The organism is Agromyces cucurbitae, assembly GCF_058349945.1.
On record NZ_JBYRES010000001.1, the window covers coordinates 806465 to 822691 of the forward strand.

The 16227-nt window shown below is 64.3% G+C and carries 13 protein-coding genes; 9 read left to right on the forward strand and 4 right to left on the reverse strand.

Annotation, left to right across the window (positions count from 1 at the left end; translation table 11 throughout):
• Positions 1-207 precede the first annotated feature (207 nt).
• Together AC3RJ6_RS03875 and AC3RJ6_RS03880 are read right to left on the reverse strand one after the other, a co-directional pair.
• Entirely contained in the window at positions 208-3234 is a 3027-nt protein-coding gene (locus AC3RJ6_RS03875; protein ID WP_491425551.1) for a discoidin domain-containing protein, read from the reverse strand.
• A gap of 374 nt (positions 3235-3608) precedes the next feature.
• Positions 3609-4304, reverse strand: coding sequence for a GntR family transcriptional regulator (locus AC3RJ6_RS03880; protein ID WP_491425552.1), 696 nt, complete (start codon positions 4302-4304; stop codon positions 3609-3611).
• Positions 4305-4520: 216 nt separating this feature from the next.
• Here AC3RJ6_RS03880 and AC3RJ6_RS03885 point away from each other — a divergent pair, with 216 nt between their 5' ends.
• From AC3RJ6_RS03885 to AC3RJ6_RS03920, 8 genes are all read left to right on the forward strand, one after another.
• The gene (locus AC3RJ6_RS03885) at positions 4521-5801 is read left to right on the forward strand and encodes an ABC transporter substrate-binding protein (protein ID WP_491425553.1); all 1281 of its coding nucleotides are present in this window, start codon (positions 4521-4523) and stop codon (positions 5799-5801) included.
• A gap of 68 nt (positions 5802-5869) precedes the next feature.
• On the forward strand, positions 5870-6766 hold the full coding sequence (locus tag AC3RJ6_RS03890; RefSeq protein WP_491425554.1) for a carbohydrate ABC transporter permease: 897 nt from the start codon (positions 5870-5872) through the stop codon (positions 6764-6766).
• Positions 6763-7722, forward strand: coding sequence for a carbohydrate ABC transporter permease (locus AC3RJ6_RS03895; RefSeq protein ID WP_491425555.1), 960 nt, complete (start codon positions 6763-6765; stop codon positions 7720-7722). The genes AC3RJ6_RS03890 and AC3RJ6_RS03895 overlap by 4 nt, the downstream gene beginning before the upstream one ends.
• Before the next feature lie 281 nt (positions 7723-8003).
• Entirely contained in the window at positions 8004-9095 is a 1092-nt protein-coding gene (locus tag AC3RJ6_RS03900) for an enolase C-terminal domain-like protein (RefSeq protein WP_491425556.1), read from the forward strand.
• 74 nt (positions 9096-9169) lie between these two features.
• The gene (locus AC3RJ6_RS03905; protein ID WP_491425557.1) at positions 9170-10471 is read left to right on the forward strand and encodes an enolase C-terminal domain-like protein; all 1302 of its coding nucleotides are present in this window, start codon (positions 9170-9172) and stop codon (positions 10469-10471) included.
• Complete coding sequence (locus AC3RJ6_RS03910) at positions 10468-11442, forward strand: aldo/keto reductase (protein ID WP_491425558.1); 975 nt, start codon at positions 10468-10470, stop codon at positions 11440-11442. The genes AC3RJ6_RS03905 and AC3RJ6_RS03910 overlap by 4 nt, the downstream gene beginning before the upstream one ends.
• Positions 11439-11795 (forward strand): L-rhamnose mutarotase, encoded by a 357-nt coding sequence (locus tag AC3RJ6_RS03915; protein WP_491425559.1) that lies wholly within the window; start codon positions 11439-11441, stop codon positions 11793-11795. Before AC3RJ6_RS03910 ends, AC3RJ6_RS03915 begins: the two co-directional genes overlap by 4 nt.
• Complete coding sequence (locus tag AC3RJ6_RS03920) at positions 11752-12636, forward strand: amidohydrolase family protein (RefSeq protein WP_491425560.1); 885 nt, start codon at positions 11752-11754, stop codon at positions 12634-12636. The genes AC3RJ6_RS03915 and AC3RJ6_RS03920 overlap by 44 nt, the downstream gene beginning before the upstream one ends.
• Positions 12637-13033: 397 nt before the next feature.
• On the opposite strand, the gene AC3RJ6_RS03925 is transcribed toward AC3RJ6_RS03920, so the two are convergent.
• Together AC3RJ6_RS03925 and AC3RJ6_RS03930 are read right to left on the reverse strand one after the other, a co-directional pair.
• Positions 13034-13879 carry a ribokinase gene (locus tag AC3RJ6_RS03925; protein ID WP_491425561.1) on the reverse strand — a complete coding sequence of 282 codons (846 nt, stop codon included), beginning with the start codon at positions 13877-13879 and terminating at the stop codon, positions 13034-13036.
• Positions 13880-13892: 13 nt separating this feature from the next.
• On the reverse strand, positions 13893-14678 hold the full coding sequence (locus AC3RJ6_RS03930; RefSeq protein WP_491425562.1) for a GntR family transcriptional regulator: 786 nt from the start codon (positions 14676-14678) through the stop codon (positions 13893-13895).
• 121 nt (positions 14679-14799) lie between these two features.
• Here AC3RJ6_RS03930 and AC3RJ6_RS03935 point away from each other — a divergent pair, with 121 nt between their 5' ends.
• The gene (locus AC3RJ6_RS03935; protein WP_491425563.1) at positions 14800-16221 is read left to right on the forward strand and encodes an MFS transporter; all 1422 of its coding nucleotides are present in this window, start codon (positions 14800-14802) and stop codon (positions 16219-16221) included.
• The last annotated feature ends 6 nt before the right edge of the window (positions 16222-16227 follow it).

A 16227-nucleotide genomic window follows, 5' to 3' on the forward strand; every position in this document is an offset into this window, starting at 1 on the left:
TCGAGGTGCCGACGGACACCTGCCGAAGGGGCGTCGGCGCGGGCGAGGAGATCTTGGGTTCATCAGGTGACGTAGCCACAATCGATCGGTTCTTCCACGTGAGTCGGCGCCGCTCCCGCATTGCCATGGCGACACGCGGGAGCGACACCGATTCCCGAGGCAGGAGGGCGCAGTACTCGTCGCGTACCGCGCCCGCCCGGCTCGTTGCTAGAACCCCGTCACCTGCGCTTCGACCCAGGAGTTGTACGGGTTCGAAGTGCTCCCGTTGGCCCAGAAGCGCACGTAGCGAGCGTTGACAGGACTCATCGAGATCTTCTTTCCAGCTGACGTCTCGGCGTACTCTGCATCGGTCCCAGCACCGAGCCCGGAGGAGTTGTCGCCATCGTTGTTGAAGACGGTGGTGACATCCGACGCGAACGTGGGATCGTTGGAAAGCTGGACGACCACGTCGTGATAGGTGCGGCCGTTACCCCAGTATTGCCAGAGCTTGATCTGGTTGACGGTGCGAGTTCCGCCGAGGTCGAGCTGCATCCATCCGGTTCCGGGTTCAGCCAACCCCACCCAGCCGTTGGTGTCTGTGCCTCCGTCGGTGGCGAATGCAGGGTCCTGCGAGGTCGCACCGCTGAAGGTGGGCGTGATCCCTGACGCGAGATTGCGAGGCGACTGGAAGACCTGTGCCTCCACCCAGGCGTCGCGGGGGTCCGTGGTACTTCCGTTCGCCCAGAACCGTGCGTATCTGGCGGTGACATCCTCGACGCGGATCGACTTGCCCGCAGGAGACTCGGCGTATTCGGAGTCGGTACCGGCCCCGAGTCCAAGCGTGTTGTCGGTGTCGTTGTTGAACACCGTCACGGTCTCGCCGGTAGGGAAGTCGGCGTCGTTCGACAGCTGAACCACGACGTCGTGATAGCTGCGACCGTCGTCGTAGTACTGCCACAGCTTGATCTGGTTGACGGTGGTCGGCTTACCGAGATCGACCTGCATCCAGCCGGCTCCACGAGCCTTCAGGCTCGTTGCGTGACCGGGCGTGGAGGCGTCCCCGTCGGTCACGTAGGCCAGCGGTCGAGCGGTCTCGCCGCTGAGTGTCACCGGCTTGTCCAGCGCGACGTTCTTCGAGCCTGCTGTGTTGCCGACGAAGACGTCTTCAGGGTCGCCGATCGCCACGCCGTTCGCGTCCGTCTCCTGGAGCGACCACCTCACGCCCTCCTCGATGACGGACAGCGTCCAATAGGTGCTCGTGTCCATCATGCGGTTGCGCTGGTCCTTCGTGAATGCACCGAGGTTCCTCGCGGTTTCCCACTGCTTGATCTTCTCGAGATACTCGCCCTTGGACGCAAGACTCGCGACGCTCGACTGGAACCCAGTGCCGGCGTTCCACGCGGCCATCTTCGAGAGGACGTGTTCGAGCGCGCCGACCGAGCTGTAGTTCCTCAGGTAGAGCCACCCGATCATCGAGGGCAGGAAGTTGCGCTGCATGTAGTTCATGTTGTTGTAGCGCTGGGCCATGCTCGTACCGCTCTCGCCCCAACTGACGCGAGATTGCATGTCCCAAGTGTTGGACGCCAGCATGCTCGCCTCCGTGATGAAGCCATCCTTCTCGCTCGTGCGATCGAGCATGTTCCCCATGAAGTTGGCGAGGTCGTACGGACCGTACTCCGAGTTGTAGAGGCCTTCCAGGCCGTCGAAGCTCATCGCCCGTGTGCCTGTGTTGTTCCAAGCCTCGGCGAAACGCGAAGAGATCTCGTCGACCAGCTCGTGGCCGCCCAGGAAACCCCCGTACTGGTTCGCCCAGAGACGGATGGCGGTGGCTCCGCTCGCGTGAGCCGACTTACTGGTCCCGTAGGCTGCGCGCGAACCGCCGCTGAGACGCCATTCGGCCGGGCCGACGGCAGTGACGGTGCGGAAGGTGATCAGCTCGTCATCCACGCGGATGGCTGAACCGTAGCCGTTCTTGAAGGGCGCCGCGTCGCTCACGTAGAGGTCGGTGCTGGACTCGTCGAGCGCGCGAGTGAGCGAAGCGTTCCCCGCCTTCGCGAGGCCGGGATGGGGGACAGGTCGAACGTAACCATCGTTCGTGCTGATGAAGTCCGAGAGCGTGTGAGCACCGTAGTTCACTCCCGCATCGGCAGCGACATCAACGGTGGACTTGACGTCCGCATCCGTCGCGCCGAGCTTCGACTTGAAGATCTGGTGACCGTCCGACACCCAGGGGCCGGAGACACCTTCGAGTGAATAGACCGTGCTCAAGCCCGCCTGCTTCGCGTACGCGGCGGCCTGCGACATGTTCGCGGCGCTGATGTCATTGAGGACGAGGAACGACTGCGTCGTCGCCTGGGCGGTCTTCTGCCATTTGCCGTCGATCGTGCCGTGATAGAGGCCCTCCCCGAGTTCGATGTTCTCGATGGTGGGGAGGATGTTCGGCCGCCACGCGCCGAACAAGGCGATCTTGGATCCCTCGAGTTGCGCGTCAGTTCCGGCGAGAGCAGGGACGGGCTGGCTCGGCATGTACTGGCTTGGCACCCCGGGGATGCCGATCGTGCGCGTTCGCGCCTTCGTGTAGTCCCAGGAGTAGGCCTGTAGCACGCTGCCCCAGGGGGTCGGCGCGGCGGCACCCATGTGATAGTCCATGCGGTTCGGTTTCCCGCCCGGGTAGCCGAGCTCGTCGAGCTCGAGCGGCCATCCGCCGATTGTCTTGTGGTTCAGCGAGTGGATACCGATCGCGAAGTTGCTGTCATACGCGACGCCAGCCGTCTCTGCGACCGACTGAGAGATGCTCGTCGGAAGGGGGCCCCACAGGAGAGCTTCGACGTCGACACCTGATGGGGCGGTGACGCTACTGACTTCGAAGGTGGCGTAAGTGCTCTTGGATTGAACCTCGATGCCGACCTGGATGTCCTTCGACGCGAAGTCGAATGTGTATGTCGAGCTACCGGGGTCGTAGGAGAGCGCGGTCGGGTCCTGTTCATCGCCGTCCGCGATGACCCTGATCAGCGAGACGAGACGATCGGGAACGGTGTGTTCGGAGCCGTCGATCTTGCTGGCGAGTCCTGTGACGGTGCCGGTGTCGCTCAGTGTAAGCGTGAGCTCGCCGGCTTCGATTTCGAACGACGGCTCGGCGTGAGCGGCGATCGGGGTCGATAGCGTGCTGACGCTGGCAAGGCTGATGGCGCAAGCTGTGACGATGGCGGCAAATGTGCGCCGTGGTTGGCGTGTGTGATGCATGTGCAGCTCCATTGCTAGACGGGTCGCGCACCTATGGCGCGATGAACGGTCTCGGCGCGCGATGTTGCCGTGCCAACGAGTACCGAAGGGGGCGGTATCACGCATGCCGAACGGAATGTGAAGAAACGTTTAAGCAACCTTCGGCACACGACCGTAGCTCACGTGGGCAGGGCGGTCAATGCCCATGTGATTTCGTGAGAACCCCTGTGCTGAACTTGCGACGCTCGCGCTTATCTGCGTCCACCGCGGCCGCATCAGGGTGATGGCGAGCATTCCGGCCGTCAACTTCGGTCGACCCACCTGGCGCCCTCGAAGGCTCGCCGGGCACCACGAAAGACCGCGGTAGACGCCGCCCACCAGATCCCCTGGTGTTGCTTGGCCGGTGTTCACCGTACGAGGTTGCGTAGACGAGAAAGAGCCTTGTTCAAGTGATTCCTCATCGCTTGGAGCGCGGAATTCGGGTCACCCGTAGCGATGGCCTCGAGGATCTCGCGATGCTCTTCCCACGCGTGCTCCACGGCGGAAGGGCTGGACGACAGGATGTTGTAGCGCCCCATTTGCTCGAGGATGTCCCTGAGGTACTCGATGACCACGTCGTTACCTGCACGGGATGCGATCGCCATGTGGAACTCGATGTCCGAACTGCCGAGGCGCTGCAAGTTCTCCGCTGACCGGTCCCCGAGCAACGACTCCGCCGTGTCGCAGATCGCCGCGAGTGCAGCCGTGGCATCGCCTCGAGCGTGCTTCGCGGCCCGTGCGGCGGTCGGAGCCTCGATCATGAGCCGGAGGTCGAACAACTGCTCTACGGTCCGTGAATCGAGGATCGGCGACGCGGTGAAGCCGACGTACGGTTCCTTCGTGACCAGGCCATCAGCTTCCAGCCGGGCCAGCGCCTGGCGGACTGGCGTGTTCGATACGTGCAGTTCGCGAGCCAACCGGTCGAGATTGAGTCGGGACCCGGGCGCGATCCGCCCCAGCACCAGGCTCTCGTGCAGGATCTCGTAGACCTCGTCTGCCAGAACCCGGCGCGACACGATTCGGGGAAGGCCAAGGTCCGTTTCCGGTTCCACCAGTTCTGTCATCGACACTCCATTCGTCTTGCACGATCGGGCCTGCGTTCGCCACTCTTCGTGTTTGCCGGGGCTGCGCCCTTGACTCCTCCGCGCGTTCTGCCGACGATAACAGGATCGTGTACGAAGTTTCTAGCCTGAACCTGGTTCACGACACGTGGAGCGATGGATCACCTTCCGACACAAAGCACAACGTTCCAGCACACAGCAACGAAAGGAAGCGTTTCAATGAAGAAGCTGCTTGCGGTCCCGCTCGTGGCGGCCTCAGTCTTTGGATTGAGTGCCTGCGGCGGAGACAGCGCCACACAGGCGAGCGGAACTCCAGAGGTCCTCGTCTGGGTCGACTCCGTGCGCGAGCCGGCCGCGAAGGCGTATGCGGAGTCAGTGAAGGGTGAGGTGGATGTCACGGTCGAGGTCGTCGACACGACCGAGCTCCAGACGAAAATCTCCCTCTTCAACACGACCGGCAGCGGGTGGCCGGATGTGGTGTTCGCCGGCGCGCCGAATGACATCGCTGCCTGGGCCGATCCGAGCAACGGCTATGCCGCGGATCTCACGGATCTCGTGGATCAGAAGGTCTTCGACGATTACGAGGGTGCGAACGACTGGTGCCTGATCGACGGCAAGATGTACTGCCTCAAGAACGATCTTGCGCAGAGCGTGCTCTGGTACGACACAACCGTCTTCGACCAGTTGGGCCTCACCGTCCCGACGACGATGGATGAGTTCGCGGCCGAAGCGATGAAGCTCAAGGGCACCGGCTACGTCGCCGGGGCAATCGGGGATGCGAACTTCTACGCCAGCTACCTTTGGCCGAGCGGCTGTCCGATGTCGTCGGTGACCGCTCCCAATGAGGTGCTGATCGACCCCGATGCCAAAGAGTGCAAGCGCGTCGCCGAGCTCGTCCAGCCGCTTGTCGACGCCGGCGTCCTCGACACGCGCTCGTCGTTCGACGCGGGCTTCCTCGCCGACATCGCGCAGGCAGGCAAGGTCGCGATGTCGTTCGGCCCGTCTTGGTTCGGCGAGTTCGTCATCCGTCCGGAGAGCTCGTGGGCGATCCCTGCTGGGCACATGACGGCGGCACCGATGCCGACTTGGGACGGCGCTGACGTGAACTACTCCGGCGAGTGGGGCGGCGGCATTTGGGCCGTCTCATCGCACGCCGAATTCCCCGAGGCAGCTGCAGCCGCCGCCGTGTACATGGCCACTGCACCAGACATCGCGAAGGACTCGGTCACCTTCCCGGGCTCCAAGCCCGCCTACGAGGCATGGGCAGCGCGCGTCAGCGACGACCCGTATTACGCGGCCGATCCTGTCCCGGCGATGATCGAGCAGGCCAGCCGTATCAACACGACAGAGCACCCAGTTCGTTTCGACATCTCCGGCCAGGTCAACTCCGTGCTCCAGACCGAGTTGAACGCCGGCACGCCGGTCGCTGAGGCGATTCGAAAGTTCCAGGAGTCGTTGATCCAGCTCGCCCCGGGTTCCGGGTACACCGTCCTCGAGTAAATGACGCGTCCTCCGGCCGGTACCTACCGCCGACCGGAGGACGCCCTTCCAGAAAGGAGCGGTCGGCAATGGCGCGGACTCGCATCAAGCGGCTCGGGGCCGCCTCCGGGTTCCTGATGGCGACTCCCTACCTCATCCTGATGATCGCCTTCGGAATCGTCCCAGTCATCCTTGCCGTAGTCACATCGTTCAGGCCCTCCCTGGCCAACCCGTCCGGCGGACTCGGCAACTACGCCCTTGTGCTCCAGGACTTCCGGTTCCTCCCAGCGGTGGCCAACGTCGGCGTCTTCCTCCTGATCTACGTTCCGATCATGGTGGGCATGGTCGCGCTCATGTCACTGCTGCTGGACACCGTTCGTTCCCGCTGGACGGTGCCGCTTCGGGCGGCCTACATCGTTCCGGCAGCGATCTCGGGCTCGGTATCGATCTTGGTCTGGTACTTCATGCTCGAGCCGACCTACAGTCCATACGGCGATGCCCTCCGTGCCCTCGGCATCACCGAGGGCACCCAGATCTGGAACGCCGGCAACCTCACCGCCATCTTCGTGCTGATGGCGTTCTTCACCGGCGCCGGCAACTGGATCATCGTCCAGTACGGGTCGCTCCAGTCGATCCCCGACGACATCCTCGAGGCTGCAACCATCGATGGTGCGAGTACGCCGCAAATCGGTCTGCAGATCAAACTTCCGCTGATCAAGAAGTACTTGATCTACATGGCGATCCTGACATTCGCAGCAGGGTTGCAGATCTTCGTGGAACCGTTCCTCATCTCCTCCACGGTCTACCCGGGTCTCGCCGATGACTGGTCACTCAACCAGCTCGCATACTCGTTCGCGTTCAAATCAGCGAACCTCGGCGCCGCGAGCGCACTGTCTCTCCTCCTGCTCCTTGTGTGCCTCATTGCCGCCCTGATTGTCGTCTTCCGAACGGACTTCTTCGAAGAGGCCGGAGTGAGGAAATCATGACCACCACCACGAGAACGGAAGTCGAGCGGGGCTTGCAGCCGCCGTTGAGCCGGCCAACTTCGCTCACACGCACCCGTCGCCGAAGCGCGGCTGGACTTGCCGGCCGCGGGGCCGTATGGGTCGCGCTCATCTCGTTCGGCATCGTGAGCGTCGTACCCATGATCTGGCTGGTGCTCGCCCCGTCGAAGTCAGCAGCAGACCTCACCGGCCTCAGCCCGTTCGCATTCGGCTCGTTCGAGCAATACGGGATCGCGTGGCAGAACCTCATGCTCTTCCAGGACGGTCGCCTCCTGCTGTGGCTCTGGAACTCGATCTGGTACACGGCTTCCATCGTGGGGATCTCCTGCACGACCGCGGTGCTGGCCGGATACGCGCTTGCCACCGCGCCGATCCCGTTCCGTCGGACCATCCTCATCACGACGCTCGTTGCAATGATCGTTCCGCCGGTAGCGCTGGTAATGCCGCTGTTCATTGAAGTGACGGCGATCGGGATCTACAACACGCCGTGGGCGATCATCCTGACAAGCTCGTTCTTTCCGTTCGGAACCTTCCTGGCCTACATCTACTTCGCGACCTCGATCCCGAAGGAACTGTATGAGGCTGCTCGGATCGACGGCTGCAGCGAGTTCGGCACATTCACCCGGGTTGCGCTGCCGCTGGCGAAGGGCCTGATCGGTATGCTCGCCTTCTTCAGCTTCACTGCCGCCTGGGTGAACTACTTCTTGCCCTACGTCTTGGTGAACTCGGGGGAGGTGCTCACCCTGCCGGTCGGCCTCGGCGTCCTGTTCAGCGCGACACCGGCACTCAACCCAGGCATGGGCGCAAGCATTCTGCCGATCCGTCAACCTGAAATCGCTCTCGCGGGGTTGCTGGTGGCTGTCCCGATCCTCATCGTGTTCGTGGCATCCTCGAAGTTTCTCGTGCGAGGCGTTCTCGCAGGGTCAGTCAAGAGCTGACACTCAGACTGACCGAGCGACCTAGGGCTGACCGATACGGAGCGCGTTGGCGGGTGCAGCCAGCGCTGAGTGGGCCCCTCGGCGATCGTCATCGACACGATCCGACGGCGTTTCCCGGTCTTCATGTTTGCAGCGACGTCAACCTTGACACCTCCCTGTCTGCGTCATGACGATGGAAGCAATCGTGTACGAAGTTTCCGACCTGAATCCCAACATCTCTTATCTCTGTCATCCAGCCCGTGCGGCCGACCCCGCTGGCTTCGTAAGGAGTGAACACATCTATGCGCATCGTCAGTGTTGACGTCGTCCTCACGCACAACCCCGCTGTCGAACCCGCGTTCCGCTGGAGGGACGGGCTCCCCGGCTCGGAGGGCGCGCACACCGGTGGCTGGCTCGTAGTCCAGACGGACACCGGCCACGCCGGCTACGCCTACACCAACAGGGGGACGATGCTCGCGGAACTCGTCGACCGCCGGCTTCGTCCCGAGCTCCTCGGCCACGACGCTCTCCGCCGCGAATGGCTGTGGCAGCGGCTCTGGGACCTGCACCGCATCGAGACCTTCCCGAACTACGCCATCGGGCTCGTCGATGTCGCACTCTGGGATCTCGCGGGCAAGGCTGCCGGGCTGCCTCTGCACGAGCTCATCGGGTCATACCGGTATGCCATTCCGGCCTATGCCTCGACCGTGACGTTCGAATCGGTCGAGGAGTACCTCGATGTGGCCGATCAGTGTCTGGAACTCGGCTTTCCGGCGATCAAGCTGCACGTCTGGGGCGACGCCCGGCGCGACATCGACCTGATTGCCCGCCTGCGCGAACACGTCGGCGACGACGTGCCGCTCATGTTCGACGGGTCCGCCGGTTACGACCTGCTTGACGCCATCCGGATTGGACGTGTCCTCGCCGACGCGGACTACCTCTGGTACGAGGAGCCGATGCGCGAACACAGCCTTACCGCGTACCAACTGCTCTCGGAGAGCGTCGAGATCCCACTGCTCGTCGCGGAGGTCGCTGAAGGCGCTCACATGAATACGGCCGACTTCATCCAGAACGGGAGCGCGAGACTGGTGCGAACGGGCGTCACGTTTCGTGGGGGAATCACTGGATCTCTGCGCACAGCGCATCTTGCCGAGTCGTATCTCATGCGCGCCGAGGTGCACGGCGGTGGGCTTCCGAACACTCATCTCTGCATGTCGATCCCGAACACGACGTACTACGAGGCCCTCGTCGGCTCGAACCCGGTCGTGCGCCCCCGCGAGGTCGGTGCGGACGGTCTTGTTCGGGCACCCGAGGGCCCCGGGATCGGCTACGAGGCTGCATGGGATATCGATGGCTGGCCGGCCGGCCTCGAGCAGCTTGCGTCTGCGTCCTGACATCCGCCCCGCTCTCGATGCACGGCGAATCGCCCGACCTAACCAGAGTTCAACTTCCGCGAATAAGGACCGCTTTGAGCACGATCGTCAGTGTCGACACATGGGACATCCGCTTCCCGACGTCGAATGAGCTCGATGGCTCGGATGCAATGAACCCGGACCCGGACTACTCGGCTGCGTACGTCGTCATCCGTACCGACGCCGCCGACGGGCTGGAGGGACACGCATTCGTGTTCACCATCGGTCGCGGAAATGAGGTCCAGGTCGCAGCAATCGACGCCCTGCGCGGCCACTTGCTGGGACGCGACGTCGAGGAACTGCTTGCAGACATGGGGGCCGCGTCGCGCATGTTAATGCACGATTCGCAGCTCCGCTGGCTTGGGCCCGAAAAGGGCGTGATGCACATGGCGATCGGCGCCGTGTTGAACGCACTCTGGGATCTCCGTGCGAAGCGTGCTGGCCAGCCGCTCTGGATGCATCTCGCCAGTCTCACCCCGGAGGAACTCGTCGCGCTGGTCGACTTCCGATACCTTACCGACGCGATGACCCCCGACGAGGCCCTCGCCATCCTGCGGGCCGCGGAGCCGGGCCGAGCCGAGCGCACGACTTGGCTCTTGGAAGTCGGCTACCCCGCGTACACGACGACGCCCGGATGGCTCGGCTACTCGGACGAGAAGCTCGATCGGTTGTGCCGCGAAGCGGCAGCGGACGGATTCTCGCAGATCAAACTCAAAGTCGGTGCCGACCTCGACGAGGACATCCGCAGGCTCGGGATCGCCCGCCGAGCGGTTGGTCCGGACTTTCCGATCGCAATCGATGCGAACCAGCGATGGGACATCGGGGAGGCGATTGCCTGGGCGGACGCGCTCGTGCTGTTCCGGCCCGCTTGGATCGAGGAACCAACGAGTCCTGACGACGTCCTCGGCCACGCCGCTATCGCGAAAGCCATCGCGCCAGTTCGCGTCGCCACGGGCGAGCATGCGCAGAATCGGGTCATGTTCAAGCAGCTTCTGCAGGCGGGGGCCCTTGGCGTGATGCAGATCGACTACACCCGCGTGGGAGGGGTGAACGAAAACCTCGCCAACCTCCTGCTTGCTGCCAAGTTCGGGGTTCCCGTCTGCCCGCACGCTGGCGGGCTCGGTCTGTGCGAGGCTGTGCAGCACCTGTCGATGTTCGATTACGTCGCCGTTTCGGGGACTTTGGACGGGCGCATGATCGAGTACGCGGACCACCTCCACGAACACTTCGCTGTTCCGGCCAAGGTCGTGCGCGGGCGGTTCATTGCCCCGACTGCGCCGGGTGCTGGCACCGAAATGCTGCCGAGCTCGGTGCGTTCTCACGCATGGTCGGGTGCGCACGCGGGGGTGATGGCATGACCGGCGTCGGCGACGTCACCAGTGCCGAGCTCCTCGGCCCCCTTGGCTTCGGCGCTGCGCCGATCGGCAATCTCTATCGGTCGGTTTCGGATGAGGACGCCTTCGCCGCGCTCGAAGCCGCCTGGGACGGCGGAATCCGCTATTTCGATACCGCGCCCCACTACGGGCTTGGATTGTCCGAACGTCGCCTGGGCGCTTTCCTGCGCGAACGGCCCCGGAATGGGGCGATCGTCTCGACGAAGGTCGGTCGCGTGCTCGAACCGAATCCCGCCTTCATCGGCGGCGATGACCTCCGCCACGGCTTCGACGTTCCCGACGACCTCGTGCGGCGTTTCGATCCCAGCGAGGCCGGTATCCGCCGGAGCATCATGCAGTCCCTCGAACGGCTCGGCTTGGATCGCATTGACATCGCGTATCTGCATGACCCGGACATCTACGACCTCGACCGCGGTCTTGCGGAAGGCCTTCCAGCGCTGGAACGCCTTCGTGACGAGGGCCTCGTCGGCGCGATCGGGATCGGCACGAACGACGCCGATGCCGCTGCCCGGGCGGTCCGCGAGGGCGATCTGGATCTCGTGATGATCGCCGGCCGCTACACCCTCCTCGAGCAATCCGCCCTCGCGGATCTGCTTCCGTTGTGCGAGGCGCGTGGCGTCGGGGTGGTGGCCGCCGCCCCATACAATTCGGGCCTACTCGCGTCGAACGAGCCCCTCGCCTCGGCCCACTACGACTACGGCACCGTGCCACAACGGGTTCTCGACCGAGCCCATCGACTTGCGGCGACCTGTCGAGCGTACGGGGTGGAACTCCCGACAGCGGCGATCCACTACCCGCTCCGCCATCCGGCCGTGCGGACCGTGGTGTTCGGCTCTGCCCGTGCCAGCTCCGTCAGCGAGAACATCAAGCGTGCGGCTTCCGAGGTCCCAGCAGAGCTGTGGGCTGCGCTTCGAACTGAACGGCTGATTCCGTGAACGTGCGTCGCACAGACACTCATACAGGGCCGGCGAGGTACGGATCCGTCATACAACTCCGAACAGAGCAGGAAGTCGAATACCGGCGCCTGCACGCCGCAGTGTGGCCCGAAGTCCTGCAACAAATCCGGTGCAGCGGTATCCGGAACTACACGATCTTCCTCCGCGACGGCTTGCTCTTCGCCTACTACGAGTACTTGGGCCATGACCACGACGCCGACATGGCGGCGATGGCCGAAGACGACCAGACGAGAGCATGGTGGGAGCTCACAGGGCCGTGCCAACACCCTGTCGAGGGGGCAGGGCCTGATGAGTGGTGGGCCCCGATGGAGGAGGTCTTTCACCTTGACTGAACGGATTGACGCGCACCAGCATGTGTGGGACCTCGAGGTCCGACCCCAGGGGTGGACCGAAGGCCTCCCTCCCCTGAACCGCACGTTTGCGTCGGAGGAGCTTGCACCTCAACTCGTCGCTGCAGGCGTGGACGGCACAGTACTCGTCGAGACGATCAATGTCGCACCGGAGACATCCGAACTGCTGGCGCTCGGCGAAATACACGCACACATTCGAGGGGTCGTCGGTTGGGTTGACCTCACCGCTGGGGATGTGGAGGACCGGATTGCGGAGTTGCGAGAGTCGCCGGGCGGCGAGCGCCTTGTCGGACTCCGACACCAGGTGCAAGGCGAGTCCGATCCTCACTGGCTCACCCGCCCCGCTGTGCTGAACGGGCTGCGTGCCGTCGCCGACGCGGGGTTGGTCTTTGATCTGCTCGTCCGTCCCAACCAGCTCGAGGCCGCGAATGAGGCGGTCCGATGTACGCCAAGCGGCCGGTTCGTACTCGACCACCTCGGCAAGCCGCCGATTGCAGCGGGCGCGATGGAACCTTGGGCTTCTTTGGTCAGCCAGCTCGCCGAGGCCCAGAACGTTGCCTGCAAGCTTTCAGGGCTGTTGACGGAGGCCGCGCCGGACTGCACGGTCGGCGATCTCGAGCCGTATGCGCACCACGTGCTCTCGGCGTTCGGACCGCACCGGACAATGGCCGGCTCCGACTGGCCGGTGTGCCTGCTTCGTGGCGAATACGCCGCCGTCTGGGACACGAACGAGCGGCTCGTGGCAGACCTGTCTGCAAACGAACAGGAGGAGGTGCTCGGCGGAACGGCCATCGACTGGTACGCGCTCGGCGCGCTCACGTAGTCAGCTTCGGCAAGCAATCGCGATCGATGTCGACGCCGACTTCACCAGGGCACAGGTAGCGCCGAGCCACCCGGCCGACGGGTGCGGCCGACTCCGCGCGTCCGTTGGCATGGAGCCGTGTGGGAGGTGCCTGCTTCCTCTCCCTCCCACACGGCTCCATGCCAACGGGTGCGTTCACGATAATCGATGTGGTTGGAAGCGCCACGCGGCTTGGCGCATCGTGGTCCGCAGCTCGGGCCGTCCAGCTCCGTGGCGGACGTAGGTGGTTGATCACGGCCATGCAGCTGGGGGCGTTGTACAAGAGATCCTGCCTCAGTGCGCGGACGACGCGCCTCTATTTTTGGTATCGCCGATATGCGCCTACAGATTGCCGGCTCGCGTCCACCAGAACGTATGCCTACCGACTCGCGTAATAGGCCAGGTGGTTGAAGGGGGGTTGCGAGGACGGATGGGAGACCGCGGCGGCGCCGACTGAGCAGGCGATATTCAGCGCCGCGATGTCGTCAGCGCCGGACCGGAGGGCGAGCACGAGGGCGGCGCAGAATGAGTCGCCGGCTCCGACGGTGTTGACGGCGATGGTACTGACGCCGCCAACGCGCGCAGTCTCGATTCCGTACTTGAGTAGCGCAGCACCGTTGGCGCCGTACGTGACCGCGACGAGCGGCGCCGAACTGAGCTCTGGCATCAGCTGGTACTCGGTCTCATTCACGATGAACAGGTCGACGCGGTTCAAGAGTTCGGTGGTGAGTCGTTGAGCGGGCGCCGCGTTGACCGCCAAGTAGTTGGCGGTGTTTGCGGCGATCTGCTCGACGACATCGAGGGAGATCTCGAGCTGGGCGAGAATCACCTCGTCCTCGTCGAAGGTCGCACCGTTGATGTTCACGTACGCGTTCGCGCCCTGGCAGACCGCGATTTGGTTCTCCGCGTTCTCGTCGACCACGATGAGTGCGGTCCCGCTGAGGGTGGGGGCGACCTGGATGCCCGCGACATCCACACCTGCGGCCGCGATCCGCTCCCGCATCCACACCCCGTCGGGGTCGTCGCCGACCGCGCCGATCATCCTGACGTCTGCGCCGAGCCTGGCAGCCGCGACCGCCTGGTTGGCGCCCTTTCCTCCGATGTCCCGACTCAGCGTCCCCCCGGCGACGGTTTCTCCGGGAGTGGGCAGCCGGTCGACATATCCCGTGATGTCGAGGTTGATGCTGCCGACGACAGCGACGCGGGGCAGGGGAGTGGAGGTCATCTGCAGCGGCCTTTCAGGTGGTGCTGGATTGAACGATGGAGAGGCTCCCGAACTCTGACGACACGATGTACTTCGCCAGGTAGATCGGGATGCCGTTGTACGCGGCCGTCTGGGTGAGGACGAGGACCGGCGTTGCGGGCTTCACGCGCAGGTGGCCGGCGCGGGTGGATCCGGCCACATTGGCGGCGACGGTGCAGACCCCGCCGCCGAGAATCGGCCCGAATCGGTCGGTGACGGCGGCGAGGAGCGACTTGGGCTCGGCGGCGAGCGTCTCGAGTGCGTCAGCGATGCCGGGGTGGATGTCGCTCAGGTACCGTCCCGCAGGAAAGTGCTCCTGTGCGATCGCGACGGGGGTGTCATCCACCGAGACGACCGCTTCGCGGAACCAGGTGTTCGCGGCGGAATCGAGCGCCAAGTTGTTGGAGATGAAGTCCGTCGTCGGCTGGATCGTGAACTCGAGTTGGCGGACGGCGACGGATCGATCAGCCGTGTCCAGGGTCTTCTCGAGAGGGCGCAGTTCCTCCAGCCCGATGTGCGGCAGCTTGTCGGCGACGAATCTTCCGACCCCTCGACGGGTCACGATCAAACCGTCTTCCTCGAGGAGCATGAGCGCTTCTCGAACGACGGTTCTACTCACCCCGAGGGAGATCGCGAGTTCGGTCTCACGCGGAAGCACCTGCCCGAGCGGGAAGACGTTCGCGCGGATCCCTTCCGCAAGCCGGGAGTAGACGGCAACCCGAAGCGGTTGGCCGACCGGAGTGGTCAGCCGTTGTTCGAGGAACTGATCAATGGTGGTCACGCCGTGCTCCTTCGCTCGAATGTCGGCCAAACCATGATGTCAAACTCCAGTCTTGCATAAGTTCTACCCGAGAGGTATAACTTCATACCAGTCATCCCTCATTCGGACGAAGGAGTCTCTCTTGGATGCACATGGCCCCACCACGGCGATCCGCACAGAACCGGGCGCCGAGCTCACACTCGTGCGGGGCGGGCGCGCGGTCGCCCTCGTCGCGACCTTGATTCTCGGGGTGCTCTCGTATCAGTTGAACGCGAGCATGCTCACCCCGGCAATCCCGCACATGGCGACCGAGCTGGGTGTCGGTGTGGGCGAGGTCTCGCAAGTTTCGTCGCTGTTCTTCCTCGCCGGCGCGATCGGCGGCATCGTCCTGTCCCGTTGGAGCGACTACATCGGCCGCCGCAAGGCGCTGCTGCTCGTGCTCGGGATTCTCACCGTCGGCACCCTCCTGTGCATCTTCGCGCCGAACCTGCCGATCCTGCTGATCGGCCGCGCACTCCAGGGCGCATCGAGTGCCGCGTTCCAGCTGGCGTACATCATTCTCAGTGAGTCGCTGAGCGCGAAGGTGTTCGGCACCACGCTCGGCATCATCACTGCCGTGAACGGAGGAGTCGGCGGCGTCGACGGTTACGTCGGTGGGCTGCTCGTGGAGAACTACGGTTTCCGGTCCATCTTCGTCGTCATCCTCAGCGTCGGCATCTTGGCGATCTTCTGCGTGAGGCTGACCGTACCCAAGGACGGGCCGGCTGTGACAACCGGAAAGATGGACTGGATGGGGGCTGCTGCCCTCTCGGTCGGCCTGATCTGCATCACTTACTTCGTGTCCCAGGGCGGCAGCGCAGGCTGGGTGGCGCCCATCACGCTCCTCTACCTCGCCGGCGCGCTGGCATCGTTCGTGGTGTTCTGGTTCGTCGAGAAGCGCCGTCGCTCACCGCTGATCGCGGTGCACCATCTGAAGTCCCGCCACATCTGGCCCGTTCTCGCCACCACGGTGCTCACCCTCTCCAGCGTCTTCGCCGTGATCAACTTCACCGTCGTGGTGCTCAGCCAGACTCCCGAGATCGGATTCGGCCTGGACGCGGCCACGGCTGCGGCGTTGTTCCTGGTCCCGGCCGCGCTCATCGGTGTCGTTGCGGCGCCGTTCTCGGGGTGGCTCGCCGGCAAAGTCGGATGGATCCTGATCTTGCGTGTCGGGCTCGTCCTGAGTCTGGGCGCGGTCTCGCTCATCGCACTGCTTCCGCAGAACAGAGGTGTGGTGATTGCAGCGATCGCGATCCTCGGTGTCACCTACAACGGCCTCGTGCTCACCACTATCAATGGTCTGGGGGTGCTGATGTCACCGGAGGATGCCCCCGGCGCGCTGCCCGGCCTCAATGGTGCCGCGTTCGGCATCGGCGCGGGCCTCGGTATCGGCGTCGTCGCTCCGTTCGTCACGCAGATGACCCTGGGCGGATTCACTCTCGCGCTCTGGATATCGGCCGGGATCGTTGCACTCGCCCTGCTCACGAGCCTGCTGATCGCCCGGCGCCCCGGCCAGAAGATCTGAGCGGAC

Excerpts from the sequence above, each read along its gene's own strand:
- AC3RJ6_RS03895 (WP_491425555.1), top strand. The coding sequence starts at position 6,763 with ATGACCACCACCACGAGAACGGAAGTCGAGCGGGGCTTGCAGCCGCCG.
- AC3RJ6_RS03885 (WP_491425553.1), top strand. The coding sequence starts at position 4,521 with ATGAAGAAGCTGCTTGCGGTCCCGCTCGTGGCGGCCTCAGTCTTTGGA.
- AC3RJ6_RS03880 (WP_491425552.1), bottom strand. The coding sequence starts at position 4,304 with ATGACAGAACTGGTGGAACCGGAAACGGACCTTGGCCTTCCCCGAATC.
- AC3RJ6_RS03910 (WP_491425558.1), top strand. The coding sequence starts at position 10,468 with ATGACCGGCGTCGGCGACGTCACCAGTGCCGAGCTCCTCGGCCCCCTT.
- AC3RJ6_RS03890 (WP_491425554.1), top strand. The coding sequence starts at position 5,870 with ATGGCGCGGACTCGCATCAAGCGGCTCGGGGCCGCCTCCGGGTTCCTG.
- AC3RJ6_RS03920 (WP_491425560.1), top strand. The coding sequence starts at position 11,752 with ATGAGTGGTGGGCCCCGATGGAGGAGGTCTTTCACCTTGACTGAACGG.
- AC3RJ6_RS03900 (WP_491425556.1), top strand. The coding sequence starts at position 8,004 with ATGCGCATCGTCAGTGTTGACGTCGTCCTCACGCACAACCCCGCTGTC.
- AC3RJ6_RS03925 (WP_491425561.1), bottom strand. The coding sequence starts at position 13,879 with ATGACCTCCACTCCCCTGCCCCGCGTCGCTGTCGTCGGCAGCATCAAC.
- AC3RJ6_RS03875 (WP_491425551.1), bottom strand. The coding sequence starts at position 3,234 with ATGGAGCTGCACATGCATCACACACGCCAACCACGGCGCACATTTGCC.